Genomic DNA, 22669 nt, shown 5'->3' with positions numbered 1-22669 from the left:
ATTACTGGTTCAGATATTGTAGCCATCAAATCTTAGTAATAAAAAAGTCAACATTGTTAGAAGTTTTTAGTTGACTAAGAACAGAAATTATTTTCAGATTCGTTTAAAACCAGTATTTACTATGCAAAACCAACCACTTTTAGAAAAGTTAAAGCTTGGCGATTTATCAATAGCCAATAGAGTTGTAATGGCCCCTATGACCCGAAGCAGGGCAGACAATCAAGATAAAGCCCCCACTGATTTACATGCCGAATATTACAAACAAAGAGCCTCAGCAGGGCTTATCATTACTGAAGGTTCTCAAATTTCTCAAGAAGCGGTCGGCTATATCAATACTCCAGGAATCCACAGCAAGGCTCAAGTAGAAGGTTGGAAAAAAGTGACAAAGGCAGTACATGATGCGGGTGGGAAAATATTCATACAGTTATGGCATGTAGGTCGGATTTCACATCCTGATTTCCATGAAGGAGCCCTTCCACTAGCCCCTTCTGCGATAAATCCCAAATCGAAGTCATTTACACCTAAAGGGTTTAAGGACACTGTCACTCCCAAAGAAATGTCTATCCCCGAGATTAAACAAACGATAGAGGATTTTAAAAATGCAGCAGCCAATGCATGGGAAGCAGGATTTGATGGGGTAGAAATTCACAGCTCTAATGGTTACCTATTGCATCAATTCTTCAGCCGTACTTCAAATGTTAGGATGGACGAATATGGAGGAAGTATTCCTAACAGAGCCAAAATCCTATTCGAAATAATCGATGCCATAAAGAAAGTTGTACCAGAAAACCGAATTGGTGTAAGATTAAATCCTTCACTTAGTGGGATTTTTGGAATGACGATGGACGAAGAAAGTATTCCTACATTTGACTATATCATAGAAAACCTTAATAGGTATGAATTGGCTTATCTCCACCTTTCCGAACCCTTTAATGATGTTTCGGACATACCCTACGCGGAGACTGATATTGCCAAAAGGTACCGACCGATTTACAAAGGAAAAATAATTATAAATGCAGGTTTTGATCAGCAGAAAGGCAATCAATTTATTTTAGAAGGCCTTGCAGATGCAGTAGCCTATGCAAAGTTATATATTTCCAATCCTGATTTAGTAGAGAGGTTTACTACAAACGAAAAATTGGCATCTTGGGATGAATCCACCTTTTACACACCTGGGGCAAAAGGATATACAGACTACCCTAAACTTGTAGAGAAATAAGGTGATTTAACCTCAAATAAAATTGTTGTTTTTTTATAAAACCTCGCCGCTGCTAATCTACGGTGAGGTTTTTTACAAGAGGCTGCTCTGGTTTTCCTACAATTATCAGCATTGTTATTATAAATAATCTTTCGCAGAGTTTAGGGTTAAGCCTTTAAAAGGAACAGGAATCGATAAGCTAATTTAGGAACCAAAAGGCGCAAAATTAGGTTTGAAGTCCTATACAACTTGTTATGAATTATTCAATTTTAGATTTAGCATTACTTAAGGAAGGATATGATGCCGGAGATGCCTATAAAAGGGCTTTGGATGTAGCCATAAAAGCAGAATCATGGGGATTCAAGCGATATTGGCTAGCAGAGCATCATAATATGCCATACGTAGGAAGTTCAGCACCTACTGTTTTGATGGGACATATTGCCCAAGGAACGAAAACCATCAGGGTAGGCTCTGGAGGAATTATGCTTCCCAACCATAGCCCCATGATGGTTGCGGAACAAATTGGCACCCTTGATACCCTATACCCCGGAAGAATAGACCTGGGTTTGGGTAGGGCTCCGGGTACAGATCAAAAGACCGCAGCAGTTCTAAGGAGAGGTAGGATGCAAACCGTACAGGAATTCCCTCAGGATTTAGAAGAGTTACAAATGTTCTTTTCTGATGAAAACATCGACTCTCCCGTTCGCGCTTTTCCTGCCGAAGGATTAGACATCCCTATTTATTTATTGGGTTCAAGTATGGACAGTGCATTTATGGCAGCTAAAAAGGGCTTGCCCTATGTTTTTGCTAGCCACTTTGCACCAACCTATTTCTCTCAGGCAGCTACTTATTACAAACAAAACTTTAAACCATCTCAATACAACAACAAACCCTACCTAATGGCATGTGTAAATGTTGTTATAGCTGACAGCAATGAAGAAGCTGAATATTTAGCCACTTCTTTTTACCAAATGGCTTTGGGAATTGTTAGAGGTAGGTCTTACCCACTTTCCCCTCCAGTCAAAGACATGAGTGGAATTTGGGCACTACATGAAGAGGCTGCCATCAAGCAAATGACCAAATATGCTTTTATTGGAAGTTTTGAAAAGGTCAAAGCAGGCTTAGAAAACTTTATTGAGCTATATGACCTAGATGAGGTGATGGTAACCACGAATATCTATGAGCATGAAAAAAGACTTAAATCTTTTAAATACACTGCGGAGGCTTTAAAAGCCCTTTCAAAGCAAAGCCAATATGAATAAAAAATAAATATAATTCTTGAAGGAGGATAGGTGATTCATTTTCACCTATCCTTTTTTTTGCTTTAACCACAAAAGCCCATGTATTAAACCCGAAATATGTAATAGACAATCTATTACGTGCTGAAATCGCTTCAAAATCAGCCACTTCGTTGCTGTTTTCAATTCACCATAGCGGTGCTATGGTAAAATCTCCAAACAGTCTGATTGTCTTGCGATTGCAACACTTCCCGTAAACACGGGACAGGCTTCACCCCTGACATTGTCAGGGCGGAGAAATCCTATTACATAATCCGGGTTAAAATGACTTTAAAACCCTATTCAGATGGGGTTTAGCCATGAAATCAGGAAATTTCCGACTGGGTTTATTGCCCAATCCCATTTTTAGCGATATCTTGATATTTAGAATAAAACGTGATTTTTATATTTTTTTATTAATGCCTGTGATTATTTTCTTAAAATAACGAATCATTAAGAAAAGTAATCCCAATGACATTTTCTCAAAACAAGCTTTCGGATGAATTCTTAAAATATCTTGAACAAAATAAAGGCATCCTTTACAAAGTAGCCAGATCATATGGAAACAATGAGGATGAAATTAAAGACCTAATTCAAGAAATTTCTATCCAAGTTTGGAAGGCTTTTCCAAAGTATAAACAAGAATTCAAATTCTCAACATGGCTATATCGCATCGCTTTAAATGTTGCCATATCGAATTACAGAAAGGAAAAGGTACGAGCCCAAATAAACTCTCCTATGGAAGATCAATTTATCCAAATAGCGGCTCCAAAAGAAAGTACTCAAAATGAAAACATTCAGCAACTCTACCTCTTAATAAGCGAATTCAAACATTTCGATAGGGCCTTAATGTTGCTTTATCTGGATGAAAAAAGTTATGCTGAAATCGCCAATATTATGGGTATATCAGAATCTAATGTGGCTACTAAACTAAGTAGATTAAAAAAGAAATTAAAAGAAAAATTTTTAAAATAAACCAATATTAAAAATGAAAGAGCAAAATATTCTCAATTTATGGAAAGCACAAGACAGCAAAATTGAACAGATTTTGAAGTTGAACACAGAAATTCTCAAAGAACAAATAAGTCAAAGGTCTAAAAAAGCGCTTTTTGGCCTCAAGGCTGAAAAAATCACGGGATTGGTATTCGGTTCGCTTTATCTATTTATTTTGGGAGGCCTATTAGCGTATACTATAAAGTATTCTCCTTTTGCCAACAATTTTTTCCTAGTGGCAATTGCTGTAATTTTCCTGATCAATATTAAAGTATTTATTGATTACATCAAACACCTGGTTATGGCCAGCCAAATTGATTTTACGGGGCCTGTTATTGCCATACAGCAAGAATTGATGGAGTTGAAATTCAACCTGGTTCGAGACATGCGTTTCTGGTACCTGCAACTACCCTTTTACACACTATTTCAGCTTGGTTTTATAGATTTTTCCTCCAATATTCCAATGGTTTGGCTAGTCATTCAGCTTGTAATTACGTTCCTATTCACATTGGCTGCTATCTGGATTTTTATTCATATGAAACCAAAAAATGCATCTGATAAAAAGGTGAAATGGCTTATTGATATGGCGGGAGGGAAACAAATTGAAAAAGCAACTGAACATCTAATGGAAATCAAAAACTACCGTTAATAAAAATTAAGCTTTCAAAGGAATGCTTTTGCTGGATTCAATTGCAGGGTAAAGCTTACTGAGAGTGATGGTTTTATGAGATTAGAAAGGCTTATGCGGGATAATATTCCCAATTCCATTGCAATCTCCCCCATTCTAAAAGGAGGTGATGCAAGCAAAGCGTAATTAAAGAAGCTTAGCCAATAAAACAACTCCGTCTTTTAGTAAAACACTCTAAGAAAATGTTTATAAAGCCTTTGCTATATTAAATATAAGGTCAGTTCATGGCTCAGGCGAGACAAAAGGTTTTAATTCATATAGACTTGAAATTTAGAATGGAGGGATTTAAGAATACAGACAATAAAATTTAAAAACACTTTCAACGGCCTTGAATTATTGCTTTACCCTTGTATAATGTTTTTTGCATTTATGCATAAAAATCACCAGTTTGTCTTTTGATTTACTATCAAACGTATTAAATATTAATTCAACCGAACCTCCTAAAAATAACCCCATGATGAAAAATGTGCTCCTCTTGTTTTTTGTATTCACCTGTGTTTTTGTATCACATGGGCAAACCAAAAAACCACATGGAAATGTAGTAATAACATCTGATAAGAATTCAACACAAATACAGGCCAAGTCAAATGGTGAATTGCATGTGAATGTTTCACCTAAGGATGTGCTTAAATTCAAATCAGATGGATTGGTTAAGTACAGTGACTTTGGTGCCAAGGGAGATGGGAAAACCGATGACATGAATGCTATCGCAGGTGCCCACGCTTTTGCTAACCAGCATTCTCTAAAAGTAAAAGCAGATAACAATGCGAAATACTTTATAAGTGGAAAAGAACGAACTGCCTATATTCAAACAGACACAGATTTCGGAACAGCAACTTTCATTATTGACGATACTAATGTAGAAAATCTCAAGGCCTCTATTTTTATTGTCAATTCCAACTTAGAATCTTTTAAGCTTGAAGGAATTACTTCCTTGAAAAGAGGGCAGAAAAAAATCGATGTCTCTCTACCTACTGCTTCACTTGTTACTGTGACCAATGCCAATGTAAAACACTATATACGCTATGGTCTTAATCAGGACAACGGATCTTCGCAAACTGATATTTTTGTTGTCGATAAAAACGGTAAAGTTGACATGGATGCGCCTATCATTTGGGACTTTGATGAAATCACAGAAATCACTGCACTACCAATAGATGATAAGACGCTAAACATCAAAGGTGGCCGTTTTGTAACTATTGCGAATCAAGATGAATCCAAATACAACTATTATAGTCGAAATATAGCTATAATGCGTTCTAATGTCATCGTTGATGGCCTTAGACATGAAGTAACAAAAGAAGGAGAGCACGGTGCACCCTATGGGGGATTCCTAACCATCAGAAATTGTTCCTACGTTACTGTAAAAAACACCGTACTTACCGGACACAAAACCTACCATACCACAGGATCAGCAGGAAAACCTGTCTCTATGGGGACTTACGACATTTTAGTTGGAAATTCACTTAATGTCTCTTTCATCAATTGCAGTCAGACAAACGATATCGATGACCGAACTTATTGGGGTATAATGGGCTCAAACTACTGCAAAAATTTACTTTTCGATTCTTGTACCTTTTCAAGGTTTGATGCCCACAAAGGGGTAGCTAATGCCACTATTCGTAACTCCACCCTCGGTCACATGGGTATCAATGCCATCGGTAGTGGAACCTTACTATTGGAAAATTCCACGCTTCGGGGAAGAAGCCTTGTCAACCTTCGCTCCGATTATGGTAGCACATGGCAGGGGGAATTAATTATCCGCAATTGTATCTTCATCCCTAACGGAGGTAAAGAATCCAATGCTGCACTTATCAGCGGGTCTTATTCAGGCCAACATGATTTTGGTTATACCAGCTATATGCCGGAGAAAATTACAATTGAAAATTTGCAAATAGATGATTCTAACCATCCAGAAAACTATCAAGGGCCAGCTATTTTCACTAATTTCAATTCTAAAAATATTGACGACTCTTATCAGGAGAAATATCCTTACGTTAAAACCAAAAAAGTCATCCTCAAAGATGTTACTACTAAAAGTGGGAAAAGTCTGAGAGTAAGTGACAATCCATACATGTTTAAAGATGTGAAGGTGGTTAGGAAATAAATGTTAGTTAATTTCCTTCATGGACCGTTATAGTTAATAAGCTAAAAATAATAGCCTTACAAAACAAAATAGAGCCTGCCTGAATCAATCTGGTATTCAGAGCAGGCTTTTTTGCATTATGGATCTTATACATTTCAGGCTGACACTTTTTAACCCGAAATATGCAATAGACATTCTATTACGTGCTGAAATCGCTTTAAAATCAGCCACTTCGTTGCTGTTTTCAATTTCACCATAGCGGTAATATGCTAAAATCTCCAAACAGTCTTATTTTCTTGCGATTGCAACACTTCCCGTAAACATGGGACAGGCTTCACCCCTGACCATTGTCAGGGCGGAGAAATCCTATTACATAATCCGGGTTTAATTAGATGATTTAGAAAATCATTTTTCAAATTCTACAAATTTTGCTTACCAAAAAGGTATTTCTCTTCCTAATTGATCCTATTTTGATCTTTACGATAACCTTGGATTCATTTCAAAATCAATTATCTTAGCTATAATCCTATATTTCCACAGATATACCAACTTATGTTAAGGAGGTAAAAAGCCACAATCCCTATCTATTTTTTAGTGTACTCCAATATTTGAGTAGGTCAAAATTTTCTTTCTTGACCTTGCCCCCCCCTTACTATCCGCCTAAAAATCGATCTCTATAAATATTTTTTTAATAAAATTATTTCTTAGAATAAGCCTATGTGATCTGAATAAAACTGCCTTTAAACATAATTTAAGGCTATTTTTTCTTTATTAAATTACAATTAAGCCTCTAGATAACCAGTCAAATAAGGTTTAATCCATTCATCACCAATTTTATTGGAATACTTTTTGAATAATTCACTGAAGAAAACATTCAAACGGTCGACTATCAACCTATACGGCCAGAAGAATATTAAAATTTTATATAAATAATGAGACTAATAAAATTAATTTTCAGCGAAAATATTTTGTTGACAACGGGAATAATAGCACTTTCTTTGGCAAACTATTCTTGTGACAGCAAGGGAGAACAAGTGAAAGTAGAAACACTTTCATTGCCGGTGACTACCGTAAAGAAAGATTCCGCGATCACTACATTCGAATACCTAGGCGCAATTGAGGGCAAGGTTAACGTTGAGATTCGTCCACAAGTTGAGGGATTATTGGATCAAATCCATGTGGATGAGGGGGATTTTGTTGAAAAAGGACAGCTATTATTTAGTATCAATTCCCAACCTTATGTAGAGCGACTCAAAAATGCACAAGCAGCAGTAGAGGTAGAAAAGGCAAAACTAGAGAATGCCAAAATCGAAATGGAAAGGCTACAACCGCTTATTGACCATGAAGTGATTTCTGAGGTACAAATGAAAACTGCCCAATCGAATTTCGGTGTGGCCAAGGCTTCACTTGCGCAAGCACAGGCTTTGAAAGCTACTAGTGAGATCGATATGCAATTCACAAGAATAAAAGCTCCTGTAAGTGGATACATAGGACTGATTCCCATGCGTGTAGGGAATTTATTATCGAAAGGTGATGATGAACCAATAACCACCTTATCAGACATCAGCGAGGTCTATGTTTATTTCGCGATGAGTGAGTCCAACTACCTCTTTTACAAAAAGATGAAAGAAGACTCAACAGCCCGAAGGTTAAATCCAAATGTGAAATTAATACTAGCAGATGGGACCATCCACTCGGAGGAAGGGGTAATTGATGCGGATGCTGGTCAAATAGACCGAAATACCGGAGCCATCACCTTAAGGGCTAAATTTAATAACCCGGACAAACTTCTTAGAAGTGGGAATACAGGTAAAATCATTTTAGAACAAATCCATCCAAATGTATTAATGGTTCCACAAGAATCAATAACAAAGGTTCAAGACAAAACTTTTGTTTTCACCCTTATGCCAGACAGTACGGTGAGAAGGAAAGAGGTAAATATCTCCGGCAAAGCAGGTCAAAATTATATTTTGAAACCGAACAACATTTCCGAGGGAGAAACAATCATTCAATCGGGAGTGAATAAAATTAAAGATGGGATGAAAGTGGAAGCCTACCAACAAAAACAGCTTCCTTAAAAACGCTGATTCTTTAAAACTACAACAACCAACTTTTATTTATATGATTAAGAAAATAATAGACAGGCCTGTTTTGGCCTCAGTTATTTCGATTTTAATAGTGATTGCTGGGCTGATCAGTTTGATGCGACTCCCTGTAACTCGATTTCCTGATATTGCACCGCCTAGTGTAAACGTAGGTGTTAGCTATCCTGGTGGAAATGCCGAAACGGTTGCTAAATCTGTATTGTTACCTTTGGAAGAAGCCATCAATGGGGTAGAAAACATGACCTACATTCGCTCCAAGGCCACGAACTCGGGAAGAGGAAGCATCAATATATTTTTTAAGCCAGGGACTGATCCGGACATCGCCGCAGTCAATGTTCAAAACAGTATCTCCCGAGAGATCGGTGAACTACCTCCCGAGGTAATTCAAGAAGGGATCTCCGTAGTAAAACGGCTTAGTGGCAATATTATGACAATCAACATTGTTGCCGAAAGTGAAGACACCCCTTATGATGAGACCTTTATACAGGCTTATTCCAGGATAAATGTAAAACGGGAATTATTAAGAGTAGAAGGTGTCGCCCAAGCCTCTTTTGTCGGAAGGAGAACTTATGCCATGAGGGTATGGCTAAACCCAGAGAAACTGGCACTTTATGGTCTTGTGCCCCAAGACATAACCAATCAAATCAATGACCAAAACTTTGAAGCAGCTCCTGGTAGATTTGGTGAAACTTCAGAAGAGATTTTTGAAACCATTATCAAGCACAAAGGCCGATTTAGTACGCCTGAAGAATACGAAAACATTGTCATTAAATCCAACAAAGATGGATCCATTCTATACCTAAGAGATATTGCCAGGGTAGAGCTAGGTGCTTCTAATTTGGGTAGTGACAATACCGTAAATGGAAAACCCTCTGCCACCATTAATATCACCCAGACAAGTGACTCCAATGCCAAAGAAATAGATCAGAAGATCCGGGAGGTAATGGAGAAAATCTCTAAAAATTTCCCTGAAGGAATTACTTATGAAATCTCCTATTCAGTAAGAAACCAAATCGATGAATCCATTGATCAGGTTGTTCATACCATTATTGAGGCCTGTATTCTGGTGTTCATCGTCGTATTTATCTTTTTACAGGACTTAAGATCAACCATTATTCCTGCAATCGCAATTCCTGTTTCATTGATAGGTACCTTTTTCTTTTTACAACTGCTGGGTTTTTCTATAAATGTACTCACCATGTTTGCCTTGGTATTGGCCATAGGTATTGTAGTAGATGATGCCATAGTTGTAGTGGAAGCAGTGCACCACAAAATGACCCATGGAAAAATGCCTGCAAAAAAGGCAACGGTAGCAGCAATGAAAGAAATTTCCACTGCCATTATATCAATTACTATCGTAATGGCTGCAGTATTTGTGCCTGTAGGCTTTATGGAAGGCCCAGTTGGGTTATTTTATCGACAATTTGCCTACACCTTGATTTTCGCAATCCTTATTTCAGCTTTAAATGCCTTGACTTTAAGTCCCGTTTTATGTGCATTATTGTTAAAGCCTGCAAAGGTTTACGAAGATGAATCTGCAAGTAAATTTTCCCGCATAAAGCACAGGATTTTTACGGCATTTGAATCTGGATTTGATGCCTTTACAAATAAATATGTTGGGTCAGTCACCTACCTTTTACATAAAAAATGGATCCCACTTAGTGCTTTGGTCGTGCTTTTAGTGCTAACCGTTTTGATGTTCAGGAGTACACCCAGTGCATTTATCCCCGCAGAAGACGACAGTTTCCTAACTTACTCCCTGACCATGCCTCCAGGGTCTTCTTTGCATAGAACTTCCGGGCCAATGCATCAGGTAGATTCTATTCTTAGAAACCACCCTTCGGTGAGAAGTGTCAATAGTATTTCAGGTTTTAATGTAATGGAAAATGCCCCTAGCCCTTCTTTTGGAATGGGATACATAAACCTTAAACCTATAGACAAACGTGGTGAAACTCAGGAAATCAATGCATTAATCTCTGAATTAAAAAACAAACTGTCCCATATTCCAGAAGCAGAAATCAATGTTTTTGCTAGACCGACAGTTCAAGGATTTGGGGAATTTTCAGGTCTTGAAATGATTATTCAAGACCGGGTAGGAGAAAGTTTTACCGATTTCAACTTAGTAGCAGATGAATTTATTGCTGCTGTAAATGAAAGACCGGAAATCGAAAAGGCCTTCACCACCTTCAATGCTAATTTCCCTCAATACCAAATGAACATTGATTATGTAAAGGCCAAGAACATGGGTGTGAGTGTGCAAAATATGATGAGATCTGTACAAGCCTATTTTGGAAGACTTCAATCTGGAGATTTTAATCGATTTGGTCGCCAATATAGGATTTTTGTTCAAGCAGATATTCCTTATCGTACGGAGAAAAAATCCATGGATGCCATTTTTGTGAGAAATAATCTCGGAGAAATGGTGCCTGTCAATACCATGGTCACACTCGAAGAAGTAAATGGTCCAGAAATAGTGAATCGTTACAATTTATTTAATTCAATTACTGTCAATGCTACACCTGCGGATGGTTACAGTACTGGAGATGCATTAAATGCCATTGAGGAAATTGCAGCTGAACTGCCAACCAATTATAGTTATGAATGGACAGGGATGAGCTTGGAAGAGAAAGAATCAGGTTTTCAAACAGCCATCATTTTCATTCTAAGTATTGTATTTGTTTTCTTCCTTTTGGCAGCCCAATATGAAAGTTATTTACTTCCATTTGCCGTTTTACTGTCAATCCCATGTGGTTTATTAGGTGTATTTGTCGCCATCAATCTTGCAGGAATTGACAACAATATTTATGTGCAGGTCAGTATTATCATGCTTATAGGCTTACTGGCAAAAAATGCAATTTTGATTGTTGAATTTGCCGCACAAAAGAGGAAACAAGGCATGAGCATATTCAATGCAGCTGTGGAAGCTTCTCGACTGCGAATTAGACCTATAATCATGACTTCTTTTGCCTTTATTGCCGGGTTGATTCCCTTGATGCGAACGATGGGTGCTTCTGCTCAAGGTAATAAATCTGTTAGTATTGGTGCTGCAGGAGGAATGCTTTTCGGTGTAATTCTTGGGATTTTCATCATCCCTACCCTTTATATGGTTTTTCAACATCTTCATGAAAAGACCAGAAAAAAACCAGGTAAAAACATTCCTGTAGAAGCCTAAAATTTGAAAATATGACATTCAATCATAAAATAAAACAGACCTACCTATTCGCTCATTTGATCATTGTAATGGTTATTTTGAACCTTTGGGGATGTAAATCAGGAGAGAATTATGTGCAACCAAACCTAAATCTACCGGATGCATTTAAAGCACTTCCTACAAGCCAAACGGACAGTCTTCATAGCGACACTTTGAACATAGGGAAAATCTCATGGAAGGACTTCTTCGAAGACACTACATTGCTAAGTTTGATCGATGAAGGCTTGAACAATAACCTTTATTTAAAGCAAGTGAAAAAGGAAAGTGAAATTGCCAATGAATCATTGAAGCAATCAAAAGCAAACTTTTTCCCTCAGCTTACAGCATTCCTTGAAAAAAGAGATGACCGTTACTCCCAAAATTCCTCCACCAGGGAAAGCACCAAGTATTATGAAGGTAAAGACACACCCAAACAATGGTATGTGACCAGGGCAAATAACATGGCAGCCATACAGTCAAGTTGGGAGATCGATTTATGGGGAAAACTAAGGCGTATTAAGGAAGCCAATCAGTCACAACTACAACAAAGAGAGGCCTTTACAAAGGCAGTTAAGACGGATATAGTCGCTGAGATCGCTACCTCTTATTACAAACTGCTAATGTTGAAAGAACAACAGCAAGTCGCCGAATACAATTTAAGACTTAATGATTCTACACTTAGTATTGTAAAACTACAGTATAGGGCTGGTGAAGTTTCTTCATTGGCCATCACACAAACCGAAACCCAGAAATTAATTTCCGCATCATTGGTACCCCAAATAGAGCGGCAAATTGAAATTCAAAAAAACAATTTGAATGAACTATTGGGAGAATACCCCAAGGAAAAAATTGAGGTGCAAAGAGGCTTGGGTGATACCCGACTTCTGAGCGAGATCTCAGTAGGAGTTCCCCTTGAGCTAATAAAGAACCGTCCGGACGTGAATGCTGCAGAGTTTGCCCTGGTTGAAGCCAATGCACAGGTAGGGGTTTCACAAGCCATGCGCTACCCTTCCTTGTCCTTAAATGCCCAACTTGGTTATGATGCCATAGACCTATCAAATGTGTTGAATCCGGGATCCGTTTTTGGAGTATTTGTTGGATCCCTTACCCAGCCTATTTTTCAAAACAGAAAGCTAAAAACAAGATACAGAATAGCCCTAGCTGAAAGAGACATCGCCGAACTTGCTTTCCGAGAAAAAGTAATACAAGCTGTAGCCGACATTTCCAACGGGATGGTCACCATTCAAAAATTGGAAGAGGAATATGGCTTGGCAGAAAAACGATTGATTAATGCTAGAAAAGCAGTAAAAGAGTCTTATTTATTGTTTAGTAGTGGCTATGCCACCTATCTGGAGGTAATCACAGCCCAAAGCAATGCACTGGAGAGTGAGCTGTACATGGTTGATGTGAAGATGCAAATGCTGATCGCCAATATTGAATTGTACAGAAACCTAGGAGGTGGTTGGAACTGATTTATAGGCTGCTTAAACCCGAACATATCCCAAGATGGGGGATATAAAAACAGTTACAAACTCATGGAATTTATTCAAGCTCCATGTTTTTGTAACTGTTTTTATTTTAATTTTGGCTTATTACTTTTTTAAAAAAAGCAATTTAAAATGGATAATGTATAAGGTAAAAGATTAAAATTTAACCACACTTGTCACATCCACAACCAGACTGTGGTTTAGCTCCTTTATGAAACCAAGTACGATAAACCCAGCCTCCAATAACGGTGACAAACAATCCAAAAACCAATGCTTCCTGCCACATAATTAAGAGAAAATTTGATAAGTTGCCAAAGCCCCCAAATAGGCGATAATTGTCATGAAAAGAGTCTGCAATATAGGCCACTTCCAACTCTTTGTTTCCCTGTACACCACTGCAACTGTACTCATACACTGCATGGCCAAGGCATAAAACACCATCAAAGAAAATCCAGTAGCTCTGTTAAACACTTTTTCCCCAGTATCAGCGTGTACCTGTTTTTCAAGCTTTTGCCTGATCGTAAGTTCATCTTCTACTTCTTCTCCGATACTATAAATTGTAGCCACAGTGGCCACAAAAACCTCCCTGGCTGCAAAAGAAGTAAGCAAAGCAATCCCTATTTTCCAGTCATAACCTAAAGGACGTATCGCTGGTTCTATGGATTTGCCTAAAATTCCTATATAAGAAGCTTCCAGCTCCTTTGATGCATAAACATGCATTATTTCCTCTTTTTCACTTTCGGAGGCATTCTCCAACAGGGCTGTCTTTTCAGCCTCCACCGCTTCCATTCTGCCTGATGGTCCATAACTAGCCAAAACCCATAATACTATAGATATAGCCAAAATCACCTTCCCTGCCTCTAAAACAAATATTTTCGACTTATTAAACATGGTCAATAGCACAGTTTGCAATCGGGGCATTCTGTAAATTGGCAGATCTGTCATTAAAAAGCTTTTCTCCTTCGTTTTTAAGATAAACTTAAGCGCCAAAGCTCCCAATAAGGTAAAAACAGTTCCAAACAAATACATTACCAATAAGGCTATTGCCTGAAGGTTAATGCCCATCCAGGCTTCATCAGGAACAGTCAAACCTATCAAAATAATGTATACCGGCAAACGTGCAGAACAACTCATCCAAGGCGTTACCAGAATGGTTATTAATCGTTCTTTACTGTTATTGATGTTTCTACTAGCCATTATACCAGGTATCGCACAAGCCATACCTGAAATCAAAGGCACTACACTTTTTCCGTGCAAGCCAAAAGGACGCATTATGCGATCCATTAGAAACACTACTCTAGAAAAATAGCCCGTATCTTCCAGAAAGGCCAGAAACCCAAACAACAGCGCTATTTGAGGAATGAAAATCACCACTCCTCCAATTCCTGTAATTATCCCTTCTGATAATAAGTCCGTAAAAACGCCGGGAGGAAGTGTCTCCACTACCCAACTGCTTATGGAAGCAAAAGTGCTATCAATAAGATCCATTGGCGTTTCTGCCCAGGCAAATATTGCTTGGAAAATAAGTAACATGATCCCAAAGAAGGTCAAATAACCCCAAACTGGATGCAAGAAAATGGCATCCAATTTCCCATGAAACTCTCTTGGCTCATTTGATCCAGAAAGTACCGATTTGCTCAGTAAATCTTTAATTTTTTTATACCTGCCTGTAGTTTCCTTAGTCTGTTGATCAATTGGATCAAAATCAAAAGCTTTGGATCGCTCTTCCAACCACAAGCGCTTTTCCTCAGACAAGGTAGGGTCAAAGGAGGCAAATATTAATTGTTGAAATGCTTGATAAGGCTGCTCATAACCAAATTTCTCTTGAACCTCACTAAGCAATTCAGGAAATTCTAATTCATGAAAAGGTTTGCCAATGACAAATTTATTTTCAATAAATAATTCCTTTACTGCATCTAATCCATGGTTATTTCTGGCATCAGTCATTACCAATGGAACACCTAATTCCTGATAAAGAGCAAAAGTTTTGATATTTAAACCCCTTTTTTCAGCCAGATCTTTCATGTTGATCACGAAAGCTATTGGAATTCCTAAATCCATTACCTGTGTACCTAGTAATAGACTACGTTCCAAATTACAGGCGTCCAATATTACTAGGGCAGCATCTGGCTTTTCTTCTCCCTGACCATTGAGGACTTTATGGGCAATAACTTCATCTTCAGATTTTGGCAGTAGACTGTACGTCCCTGGCAAATCTATCAGTTCAAAATGCTGCTCACCTTTGTGGAAATAACCGACCATTTTATCAACAGTCATTCCAGGGTAATTCCCGATTTTTTGATTTAAACCTGTGAGCTGGTTAAATATACTTGACTTCCCCACATTTGGATTACCAATAATGGCAATTCTCCGTGTGCGCAATTTTTCTGCTATTTCCATTCGCTATCCTGCTTTCAAATGAATCAGATTAGCCTCCTCTATCCTTAAGGCAAGTACATTTCCGTCAATGATAAAAGCCATAGGCCCGTTGAAAGGTGCTTTTTTCAACAAACTGATTTTTTTACCAGGTAAAACCCCCATTTCCATCATTCTAACCAACAAGTTTGAGTTGGCAATGCTGTCAATTTCGTATATCGTATTGTTATTAAGTCCGGCTGCAGTCATAGGGATTCGATTTTAAAGACTAATCTGCATCTTTGATTTCAATGCGCAATTTTAACATAATTTTCTCGAAAAAATAAGGATTTCAGCCTTTATTTAGATTGAATAAATTATGTCATCTGCAAGTTTATAACCAAAAAATGCAGCCTGTAAGTTCGCCAAATGGGAAAGCAATTGAAAAAAAATAAAAACATGACAAAAATCAACTAGTAAGAAGAGGGAATTTCACCCTTTAAAACCAGAATATCTTTTCTATTTAGCAGAAAATAAATAGCTGACTTCACTTATTCTAAAACGAATTTTCCGTTTACACTAGATCAGGAAGAGGTATTCATTATCCCTAAATAGATTGCCTTAGGTACCAGTAGGTTCAATTTAAAGGAAACTATAGTATGGTACAATTTTCCAAATACAGAAATTGATAAAAATGCGGGGCATGAACTATTTTCACTATCTAATAGAATGAGGTAGTCAGAAAGCTAAAAATAAACCTCAACAGAAAATTCATTCAAAGCTTAAGTGTTAAATGTCACTGTTAAAACTGTAAAATTAACCTACATTGAATAAGAATAAAGGCATTAAAATTGTTTAGATGACTTTACTCTTTGAAAAGAAAACTTTGGTCATTTACTAAATACTTTATGGCCTTAGCCTACAATTTATTATTAAATTAAATCGTCAACAAAATTATATTATTATGTTTTTCGAACGTGTATACGATAAGAGTTTGGCACAAGCAAGTTATGTAATAGGTTGCCAAGCAGGAGGAATTGCTGCAGTGATTGATCCAAAAAGAGATGTAGACACCTATTTGAAGATTGCTGAAGAAAACGATTTCACCATCACGAAAATCTTTGAAACCCATATTCATGCTGATTTTTTGTCTGGCTCACGGGAATTGGCAGCCCTAACTGGAGCAGAATTGTACCTCTCAAATATGGGAGGTGAGGACTGGCAATACGAATTTCCACATACAAAAATCATTCATGGTGACCATATATCGCTTGGAAACTTAGATTTTGAGGTTTTACATACCCCGGGCCATACTCCTGAAAGCATCAGTTTCCTCCTTACAGATAAGGCAGCTACTTCCGCTCCCGTGATGGTTTTTACTGGGGATTTTGTGTTCGTTGGAGATGTTGGGAGACCAGACTTATTAGAGCAGGCAGCGGGGATCAAAGGTAGTCAGGAAATAGGAGCTGCACAGTTGTTTGAATCTCTTAAGCAATTTCAAAAAATTCAAGATTTCATACAAATCTGGCCAGGACATGGAGCAGGCTCTGCTTGTGGAAAAGCATTGGGAGCCGTTCCGTCAAGCACAGTTGGCTATGAAAAGATCAGAAACTGGGCATTCCAGCTTTTAGAGGACGAGAAGACTTTCACAAGTACTTTACTAGAAGACCAACCCGAGCCTCCCTGGTATTTTGCTAAGATGAAGCAACTCAACAAAATTGAGCGCAAGCTTCTCCCCACCGTCCCTGAGATAAAGCACTTGTCAAAAAGTGAGTTTAATGCTCTTCCTGCAGGGATGCCAGTAATAGATACAAGGTCTCCCCAGGCTTATGCGAAAGGGTTTTTAGAGGGAAGTATCAACATCGAAAACAACAATTCTTTCCCTACCTGGATGGGATGGTTTATGGATTATGACCTTCCTTTTACTTTGATAGCTGAGGCCGATGAATTAGAGGACATTTCAAGGAAGCTGATGAGAATTGGACTCGATGAGGTCTATGGATATATTAGTCCTGAAGAATTGAAAAACAACAAAGACATTAAATTAAGGACTTCCAGCCCTATAGGTAAGAGGGAAGTTCAAGAAAAAATAAAACAGCACAATGCTCAGATTTTAGACGTTAGGGGTGCTTCAGAATTTAAAACAGACCATATTAAAGGAGCTGAGAATATATTTGTTGGAAAACTCAAGCAAAACTTGGATCAAGTCAGCAAGGATCGCCCAGTAATTGTGCATTGCAAATCTGGTAGCCGATCCGCCATAGCCTTTTCCATATTAAAAGCCAATGGTTTTGAAAACGTATCCAACTATGCAGGGGGCTGGGAAGACTGGCAGAATTCTTAAACCCAAAATATGCAATAGACATTCTATTACGTGCTGAAATCCCTTTAAAATCAGCCACTTCATTGCTGTTTTCAATTTCACCATAGCGGTGCTATGCTAAAATTGAAAACAGTCTGATTGTCTTGCGATTGCAACACTTCCCGTAAACACGGGAAATCCTATAACATAATCCGGGTTAAACCTGAAGTATAAGATTGATGCTTGTTTTTAATACTAGATTTAGTTAATTGCATAAAATTAACAACACCAACTAAGCAATCTTTATTTAGTATTTAGGTATATCCCAGAATATTCTAAACCAATGAAAACTACCATTCTACAACTTGCTGATGAATTGGCTCAGCTGGAAGAATCCTTACTTAAGGCTACCCGCGAATTTGAGGTCTATTTAAATCCTCTTCCTGAATCACAAATTGTTTCTGCAATCAATTTGATTCAATACTTGTTCTTTAGAAGTAAAGACAGAAAATCTTTGCAGGAATGCCTCCATTACTATGGGTTTTCTGCTCTTTCTAATTCGGAGAATCACCTTCACAGACAGCTTCAGACGATAAGGGAACGTTTGGGTCATGTATACCCGGAATCTGCTCTCAATCCATGTACTTACAAGTTTAGCAGGAAAAAACTCGAGCAAAACAGCAAACTCCTTTTCGGTAAACCAGCACAAGCCAATATGCCTGTAGTGATGGTCACATTTGCCTCCGATTTCGCAGACAATCCTGAACTAGTAGAAAGGCTATTGCTCAATGGCATGCAAGTGGCACGTATCAATTGTGCCCATGACAATGAACAGGTTTGGATGGACATGATCAAACAAGTCAGACTTGCCGAGGAAAAGACCGGCTTGTCTTGTAAGATATATTTTGATCTGGCTGGACCTAAAATTAGAACATGTCTATTGGCTAAGGGTAAAGAAGAGGGAAAGGTAAAGGTGGAAGAAGGTGACCTTATATGGCTAGCCGAAACAAATGAAGGATTTTCCGAAGAAGATGTAGTGATTAGTCCCAATGAAAAAGGAATAATTTCAACGCTGGAGGAAAATCACCGGGTTTTTATAGATGATGGAGAATTTAGTGGCATCGTGACCAAGGTGGAACCTGGTAAAGCTGCTGTTAAGTTAATCCGCGTTGCCTCCAAAAAAGGGAAAATCAAATCAGAAAAAGGGATCAATTTCCCTGATACTGAATTAAACATCCCATCCCTGACTGAGTACGACAAAGCCTGCCTGCCATTTATTTGCCAACACGCTGATTTACTGGGCTATTCATTTGTAAAGACTCCTGGAGACATTACCAGATTGTCCAATGAACTCAAAAAATTGGCACTAAAACATCCTCCCGCAATCATTCTAAAAATAGAAACGCCTGAATCTGTTAAAAATTTACCGGCACTATTGTTTGAAGCAATGAAAAACCCTCCATTTGGAATCATGATAGCAAGGGGTGATCTCGCTGTAGAAATCGGTTTCGGTCGTATGGGAGAAATACAAGATCAAATCTCATGGATCTGTGAGGCAGCACATGTACCAGTTGTTTGGGCAACGCAGGTATTGGAAAATCTCCAAAAGTCAGGAATGCCAACTCGCTCTGAAATCACAGATGCAGGGCAAGCTTCTCTCGCAGAATGCATCATGATCAATAAGGGCAATCATACCATTCGGGTTTTGAAAACACTAAAAGAAATAATGCTAAGGACAGCTGGTCATAAAACCAAAAAGAGATTTATTTTTCGGCCCTTGAGTATCGCTATAGACTTTATAGAGTCCAATAATGTCTATAGAATTGAACCCGTTCCGGAAAATAAGTAATATTCATAAACCTGCCCTTAGGAGGTAGCATGCAACCCCATAGCGAACAGTACAGTGCAGGACGCCTTAAGGAATACATTCCTTTATATTTGGATCCAATCTAACAAAAAGCCCATGAAAACATTAACTTTTTTAACAAGCTTTGCCTTAATGCTTTGTATTGATGCATTGGCCGTTTCTGATCTAAAGCCTGAATACCTGCGCTGTGAATACCTAGAAAACCCTTTTATTGATGAAAAAGAACCCCGATTAAGCTGGATTTTAACTTCGGAGGTAAGAGATCAACATCAAACAGCCTACCGTATCTTAGTCGCAAGCAAAATTGAACTTCTAGAACCAGGGAAAGCCGATTTATGGGACTCTGATAAAGTGAAGGGTTCCGAAACTTCCCAGGTTGTTTACAAAGGAAAACCCTTGCTTTCACGTCAGAAATGCTATTGGAAAGTTAAGAGTTGGGACAAAAAGGACCAAGAAGGTGAATGGAGCAAGTCCGCATCCTGGGAAATGGGACTATTGGAGAAAGCCGATTGGAACAGTAAATGGATAGGAAAAGATTTTTCCTCCACCACTCAGCCGATCCCCTTTAAAAACAAAGAACTTTTCCTCCCACCCTCTCCTATCTTCAGAAATCAAATAAACCTTAAAGAAAAAGTTTCAAAAGCCCGGTTGTACATCACTTCTTTAGGATTATATGAATACAAAATCAATGGGGAAAAAGTAGGTAAAGACTTTCTTGCTCCTGGCTGGACGGATTATAATAAAAGACTGTATTACCATGTATATGATGTCACCGATCAACTAGACAAAGGAGAACAGGTTTTACAGGCCTCTCTTTCTTCAGGATGGTACAGTGGCTATATAGGTTATGCTTTATTGATAGGTAACCCTGTAGTAAGGGGCTTTTATGGAGACACCCCGGCTTTGAGAGCGCAACTGGAAGTTACCTATACAAATGGTGAAACAAGCACCTTCGCCACCAATGAGGAGTGGAAGGTTAGCTCAGGAGGGCTTCTGGAATCCGACATACTGCATGGCGAAACTTTTGATGCCAGAAAGGTGCCCGAAAATTGGAGCAGTACAAATTTTGATGATAAAAACTGGGAACAAGCCGAAATCATTAATGCCGGCAATCGTAATTTGGAGCTTTACCCTGCACAACCAGTTCAAATGACTGAGACTATAAGGCCAATAGAAATTCATGAGCAGGAAGAAGGCAAATATATTTTTAATATGGGTCAGAACTTTGCCGGATTGGTAAAGTTGAAAGTAAAAGGAAAAGCAGGTGACAAAGTAGTGCTGAAATTTGGAGAGATGCTGCATCCTGATGGAAGGCTTATGGATGAAAACCTTCGTATGGCTAGAGCCACAGACACCTACATTTTGAAAGGTGATCCTGATGGGGAAGAATGGACGCCTTCTTTTACTTATCATGGCTTCCAATATGTAGAAGTTACAGGGTTTCCCGGGAAGCCTACTAAAGAAAACATTACAGGCCTAGTTTTGGGCTCAAATACCCCAAGAGTAGGTCATTTTGAAACGGATCACCCTATGGTCAATCAGCTGTACAAAAACATTGTTTGGACGCAAAGAGCAAACTTTGTTGACATCCCAACTGATTGCCCTCAAAGGGATGAAAGGATGGGATGGACAGGAGATGCTCAAACCTATGCTGGCACAGCAGCAATTAACATGGACGTCTCCGCCTTTTTTACTAAATGGATTCAGGATTTGCATGATGCCCAATGGGACTATGGGGCTTATCCAGACTATGCTCCGGCTCCCGGAGTAAGAAGTACCGACACTTATGCTCCAGCTTGGATGGAAGCGGGAATTATTAACCCTTATGAGCAATACAGGGCCTATGGAGACACCCGCATTTTGGAAAAAGGCTGGGAAAGCATGGAAAAATTCATGGCTTTTCATCATCAAAAAAGCAAAGGAGCTTTCTTTTATCCAGAGGGATCATTTGCGGACCTCAGCCCTAAGGGAGGATATGGAGACTGGCTTTCTGTAGGTAAAAAAACACCCCCAGACATGCTCGCAACCATTTACTATGGTTATGCAGCCCAATTGATGGCAGAAATGGCAACCGCCATTGGCAAATCAGAAAGGGCAATGCACTACCATGATTTATCGAAAAAAATTAGAACTGCCTTTTCGGATCATTACTTAGATAAGGAAACAGTTAGGCTTGTTACCAATGCAGCAGCCTATGGAGATGGAAAGGGATATGTGGATGGACAAATGGGTTTTTCAGGCAACACGCAAACAGCTTATGCCAATGCCATTTATCTTGACTTCTTAGATGAAGAGCAAAAAATGGTTGCAGGAGGTCATTTGGCCCAACTGATCAAAGATAATGACGGAAAACTGGCTACTGGCTTTTTGGGTGCAAAGCAACTATTACCTGCATTATCAGCAACAGGCCACAGTGACATCGCCTATCAGCTACTTCTTAACGAAGAGTATCCTTCTTGGGGTTTTGAGATTAAAAATGGGGCCACAACTATCTGGGAGAGATGGGACAGTTATGTGAAAGACGATCCAGAAAAATTAGCCAGCTTAAACAATGGAATGAATTCCTTTAGTCATTATGCCTTCGGTTCCGTATTTGAGTGGATGTTTCACAACATGGCTGGAATCAAATCAGAGGAAGCTGCATACAAGACATTTGTTATAGCTCCAGAAATACCAAAAAATGACATCAATTATGTCTCAGCAAGGCATGAATCTATCCATGGGAAAATAAGTAGCTCCTGGAAAAAAGAAGGTGGAAAACTTCTTTTGGAAGTTAGCATTCCTGTGAATACGAAAGCTACTGTTTTTATTCCAGCCAAAGATGAATTGGACGTTTTGCTTGATAACAAACGTTTAGACCAACATGAAGGCATTCAAAAGGGAAACTTTTATAAAGGTAAACAAGCTGTAAAATTGGGTTCAGGAACGTATAAATTTGAGAGTAGTTTGAATTAATTTCTTCATTGATTTGAAGGGAAACACAAAGCTGCTTGGAATTGGAAAACCCAAGCAAACATAGCATGAAAACCTACGATTTTGGCGGTAAGGAAGCTTATTTCTACCACAATCTCGGCAAAATCGTAGGTTTAGTTTATGTTATCCTTCATTACTTTAGGCCATG

The 22669-nt window shown here is 38.5% G+C and carries 13 protein-coding genes; 11 read left to right on the top strand and 2 right to left on the bottom strand.

The window, feature by feature from the left end; all coding sequences use genetic code 11:
- Nucleotides 1–121 precede the first annotated feature (121 nt).
- The 8 genes from CA2015_RS16020 to CA2015_RS15985 all read left to right on the top strand — a co-directional run bounded on the left by CA2015_RS16020 (nucleotide 122) and on the right by CA2015_RS15985 (nucleotide 13009).
- On the top strand, nucleotides 122–1219 hold the full coding sequence (locus tag CA2015_RS16020) for an alkene reductase (protein ID WP_048642807.1): 1098 nt from the start codon (nucleotides 122–124) through the stop codon (nucleotides 1217–1219).
- A 233-nt stretch (nucleotides 1220–1452) separates the two neighbouring features.
- Nucleotides 1453–2460, top strand: coding sequence for an LLM class flavin-dependent oxidoreductase (locus CA2015_RS16015; RefSeq protein WP_048642806.1), 1008 nt, complete (start codon nucleotides 1453–1455; stop codon nucleotides 2458–2460).
- Between the two features lie 486 nt (nucleotides 2461–2946).
- A complete protein-coding gene (locus tag CA2015_RS16010) occupies nucleotides 2947–3450 on the top strand; it encodes an RNA polymerase sigma factor (protein ID WP_048642805.1) in 504 nt (167 codons plus the stop codon).
- A gap of 13 nt (nucleotides 3451–3463) precedes the next feature.
- Nucleotides 3464–4117 (top strand): hypothetical protein, encoded by a 654-nt coding sequence (locus CA2015_RS16005; protein WP_048642804.1) that lies wholly within the window; start codon nucleotides 3464–3466, stop codon nucleotides 4115–4117.
- Between the two features lie 496 nt (nucleotides 4118–4613).
- Entirely contained in the window at nucleotides 4614–6263 is a 1650-nt protein-coding gene (locus CA2015_RS16000; protein ID WP_048644572.1) for a hypothetical protein, read from the top strand.
- A gap of 911 nt (nucleotides 6264–7174) precedes the next feature.
- The gene (locus CA2015_RS15995; RefSeq protein ID WP_048642803.1) at nucleotides 7175–8320 is read left to right on the top strand and encodes an efflux RND transporter periplasmic adaptor subunit; all 1146 of its coding nucleotides are present in this window, start codon (nucleotides 7175–7177) and stop codon (nucleotides 8318–8320) included.
- Between the two features lie 43 nt (nucleotides 8321–8363).
- Nucleotides 8364–11519 carry an efflux RND transporter permease subunit gene (locus CA2015_RS15990; protein WP_048642802.1) on the top strand — a complete coding sequence of 1052 codons (3156 nt, stop codon included), beginning with the start codon at nucleotides 8364–8366 and terminating at the stop codon, nucleotides 11517–11519.
- A gap of 11 nt (nucleotides 11520–11530) precedes the next feature.
- The gene (locus CA2015_RS15985; protein WP_048642801.1) at nucleotides 11531–13009 is read left to right on the top strand and encodes an efflux transporter outer membrane subunit; all 1479 of its coding nucleotides are present in this window, start codon (nucleotides 11531–11533) and stop codon (nucleotides 13007–13009) included.
- Nucleotides 13010–13312: 303 nt separating this feature from the next.
- Here CA2015_RS15985 and feoB read toward each other — a convergent pair whose 3' ends face one another.
- Both feoB and CA2015_RS15975 read right to left on the bottom strand, forming a co-directional pair.
- On the bottom strand, nucleotides 13313–15424 hold the full coding sequence (gene feoB, locus CA2015_RS15980; RefSeq protein ID WP_048642800.1) for a ferrous iron transport protein B: 2112 nt from the start codon (nucleotides 15422–15424) through the stop codon (nucleotides 13313–13315).
- A gap of 3 nt (nucleotides 15425–15427) precedes the next feature.
- Nucleotides 15428–15649 (bottom strand): FeoA family protein, encoded by a 222-nt coding sequence (locus tag CA2015_RS15975; protein ID WP_048642799.1) that lies wholly within the window; start codon nucleotides 15647–15649, stop codon nucleotides 15428–15430.
- A 694-nt stretch (nucleotides 15650–16343) separates the two neighbouring features.
- Between CA2015_RS15975 and CA2015_RS15970 the strand changes: the two genes are divergently transcribed.
- The 3 genes from CA2015_RS15970 to CA2015_RS15960 all read left to right on the top strand — a co-directional run bounded on the left by CA2015_RS15970 (nucleotide 16344) and on the right by CA2015_RS15960 (nucleotide 22503).
- Nucleotides 16344–17723, top strand: coding sequence for an MBL fold metallo-hydrolase (locus tag CA2015_RS15970; RefSeq protein WP_048642798.1), 1380 nt, complete (start codon nucleotides 16344–16346; stop codon nucleotides 17721–17723).
- 301 nt (nucleotides 17724–18024) lie between these two features.
- The gene (locus CA2015_RS15965; protein WP_053086693.1) at nucleotides 18025–19530 is read left to right on the top strand and encodes a pyruvate kinase; all 1506 of its coding nucleotides are present in this window, start codon (nucleotides 18025–18027) and stop codon (nucleotides 19528–19530) included.
- A 114-nt stretch (nucleotides 19531–19644) separates the two neighbouring features.
- Nucleotides 19645–22503 (top strand): alpha-L-rhamnosidase, encoded by a 2859-nt coding sequence (locus tag CA2015_RS15960; protein ID WP_048642797.1) that lies wholly within the window; start codon nucleotides 19645–19647, stop codon nucleotides 22501–22503.
- The last annotated feature ends 166 nt before the right edge of the window (nucleotides 22504–22669 follow it).

Origin of the sequence: Cyclobacterium amurskyense (genome assembly GCF_001050135.1) — a bacterium.
GTDB classification, from domain to species: domain Bacteria; phylum Bacteroidota; class Bacteroidia; order Cytophagales; family Cyclobacteriaceae; genus Cyclobacterium; species Cyclobacterium amurskyense.
The sequence above is the reverse complement of the archived record's forward strand: the minus strand, read 5'-3'. Positions and strand labels throughout refer to the sequence as shown.

Bases quoted from the DNA above. Each gene is read 5' to 3' on its own strand.
- CA2015_RS16020 (WP_048642807.1), top strand. From the start codon at position 122: ATGCAAAACCAACCACTTTTAGAAAAGTTAAAGCTTGGCGATTTATCA.
- CA2015_RS16015 (WP_048642806.1), top strand. From the start codon at position 1,453: ATGAATTATTCAATTTTAGATTTAGCATTACTTAAGGAAGGATATGAT.
- CA2015_RS16010 (WP_048642805.1), top strand. From the start codon at position 2,947: ATGACATTTTCTCAAAACAAGCTTTCGGATGAATTCTTAAAATATCTT.
- CA2015_RS16005 (WP_048642804.1), top strand. From the start codon at position 3,464: ATGAAAGAGCAAAATATTCTCAATTTATGGAAAGCACAAGACAGCAAA.
- CA2015_RS16000 (WP_048644572.1), top strand. From the start codon at position 4,614: ATGAAAAATGTGCTCCTCTTGTTTTTTGTATTCACCTGTGTTTTTGTA.
- CA2015_RS15995 (WP_048642803.1), top strand. From the start codon at position 7,175: ATGAGACTAATAAAATTAATTTTCAGCGAAAATATTTTGTTGACAACG.
- CA2015_RS15990 (WP_048642802.1), top strand. From the start codon at position 8,364: ATGATTAAGAAAATAATAGACAGGCCTGTTTTGGCCTCAGTTATTTCG.
- CA2015_RS15985 (WP_048642801.1), top strand. From the start codon at position 11,531: ATGACATTCAATCATAAAATAAAACAGACCTACCTATTCGCTCATTTG.
- feoB (WP_048642800.1), bottom strand. From the start codon at position 15,424: ATGGAAATAGCAGAAAAATTGCGCACACGGAGAATTGCCATTATTGGT.
- CA2015_RS15975 (WP_048642799.1), bottom strand. From the start codon at position 15,649: ATGACTGCAGCCGGACTTAATAACAATACGATATACGAAATTGACAGC.
- CA2015_RS15970 (WP_048642798.1), top strand. From the start codon at position 16,344: ATGTTTTTCGAACGTGTATACGATAAGAGTTTGGCACAAGCAAGTTAT.
- CA2015_RS15965 (WP_053086693.1), top strand. From the start codon at position 18,025: ATGAAAACTACCATTCTACAACTTGCTGATGAATTGGCTCAGCTGGAA.
- CA2015_RS15960 (WP_048642797.1), top strand. From the start codon at position 19,645: ATGAAAACATTAACTTTTTTAACAAGCTTTGCCTTAATGCTTTGTATT.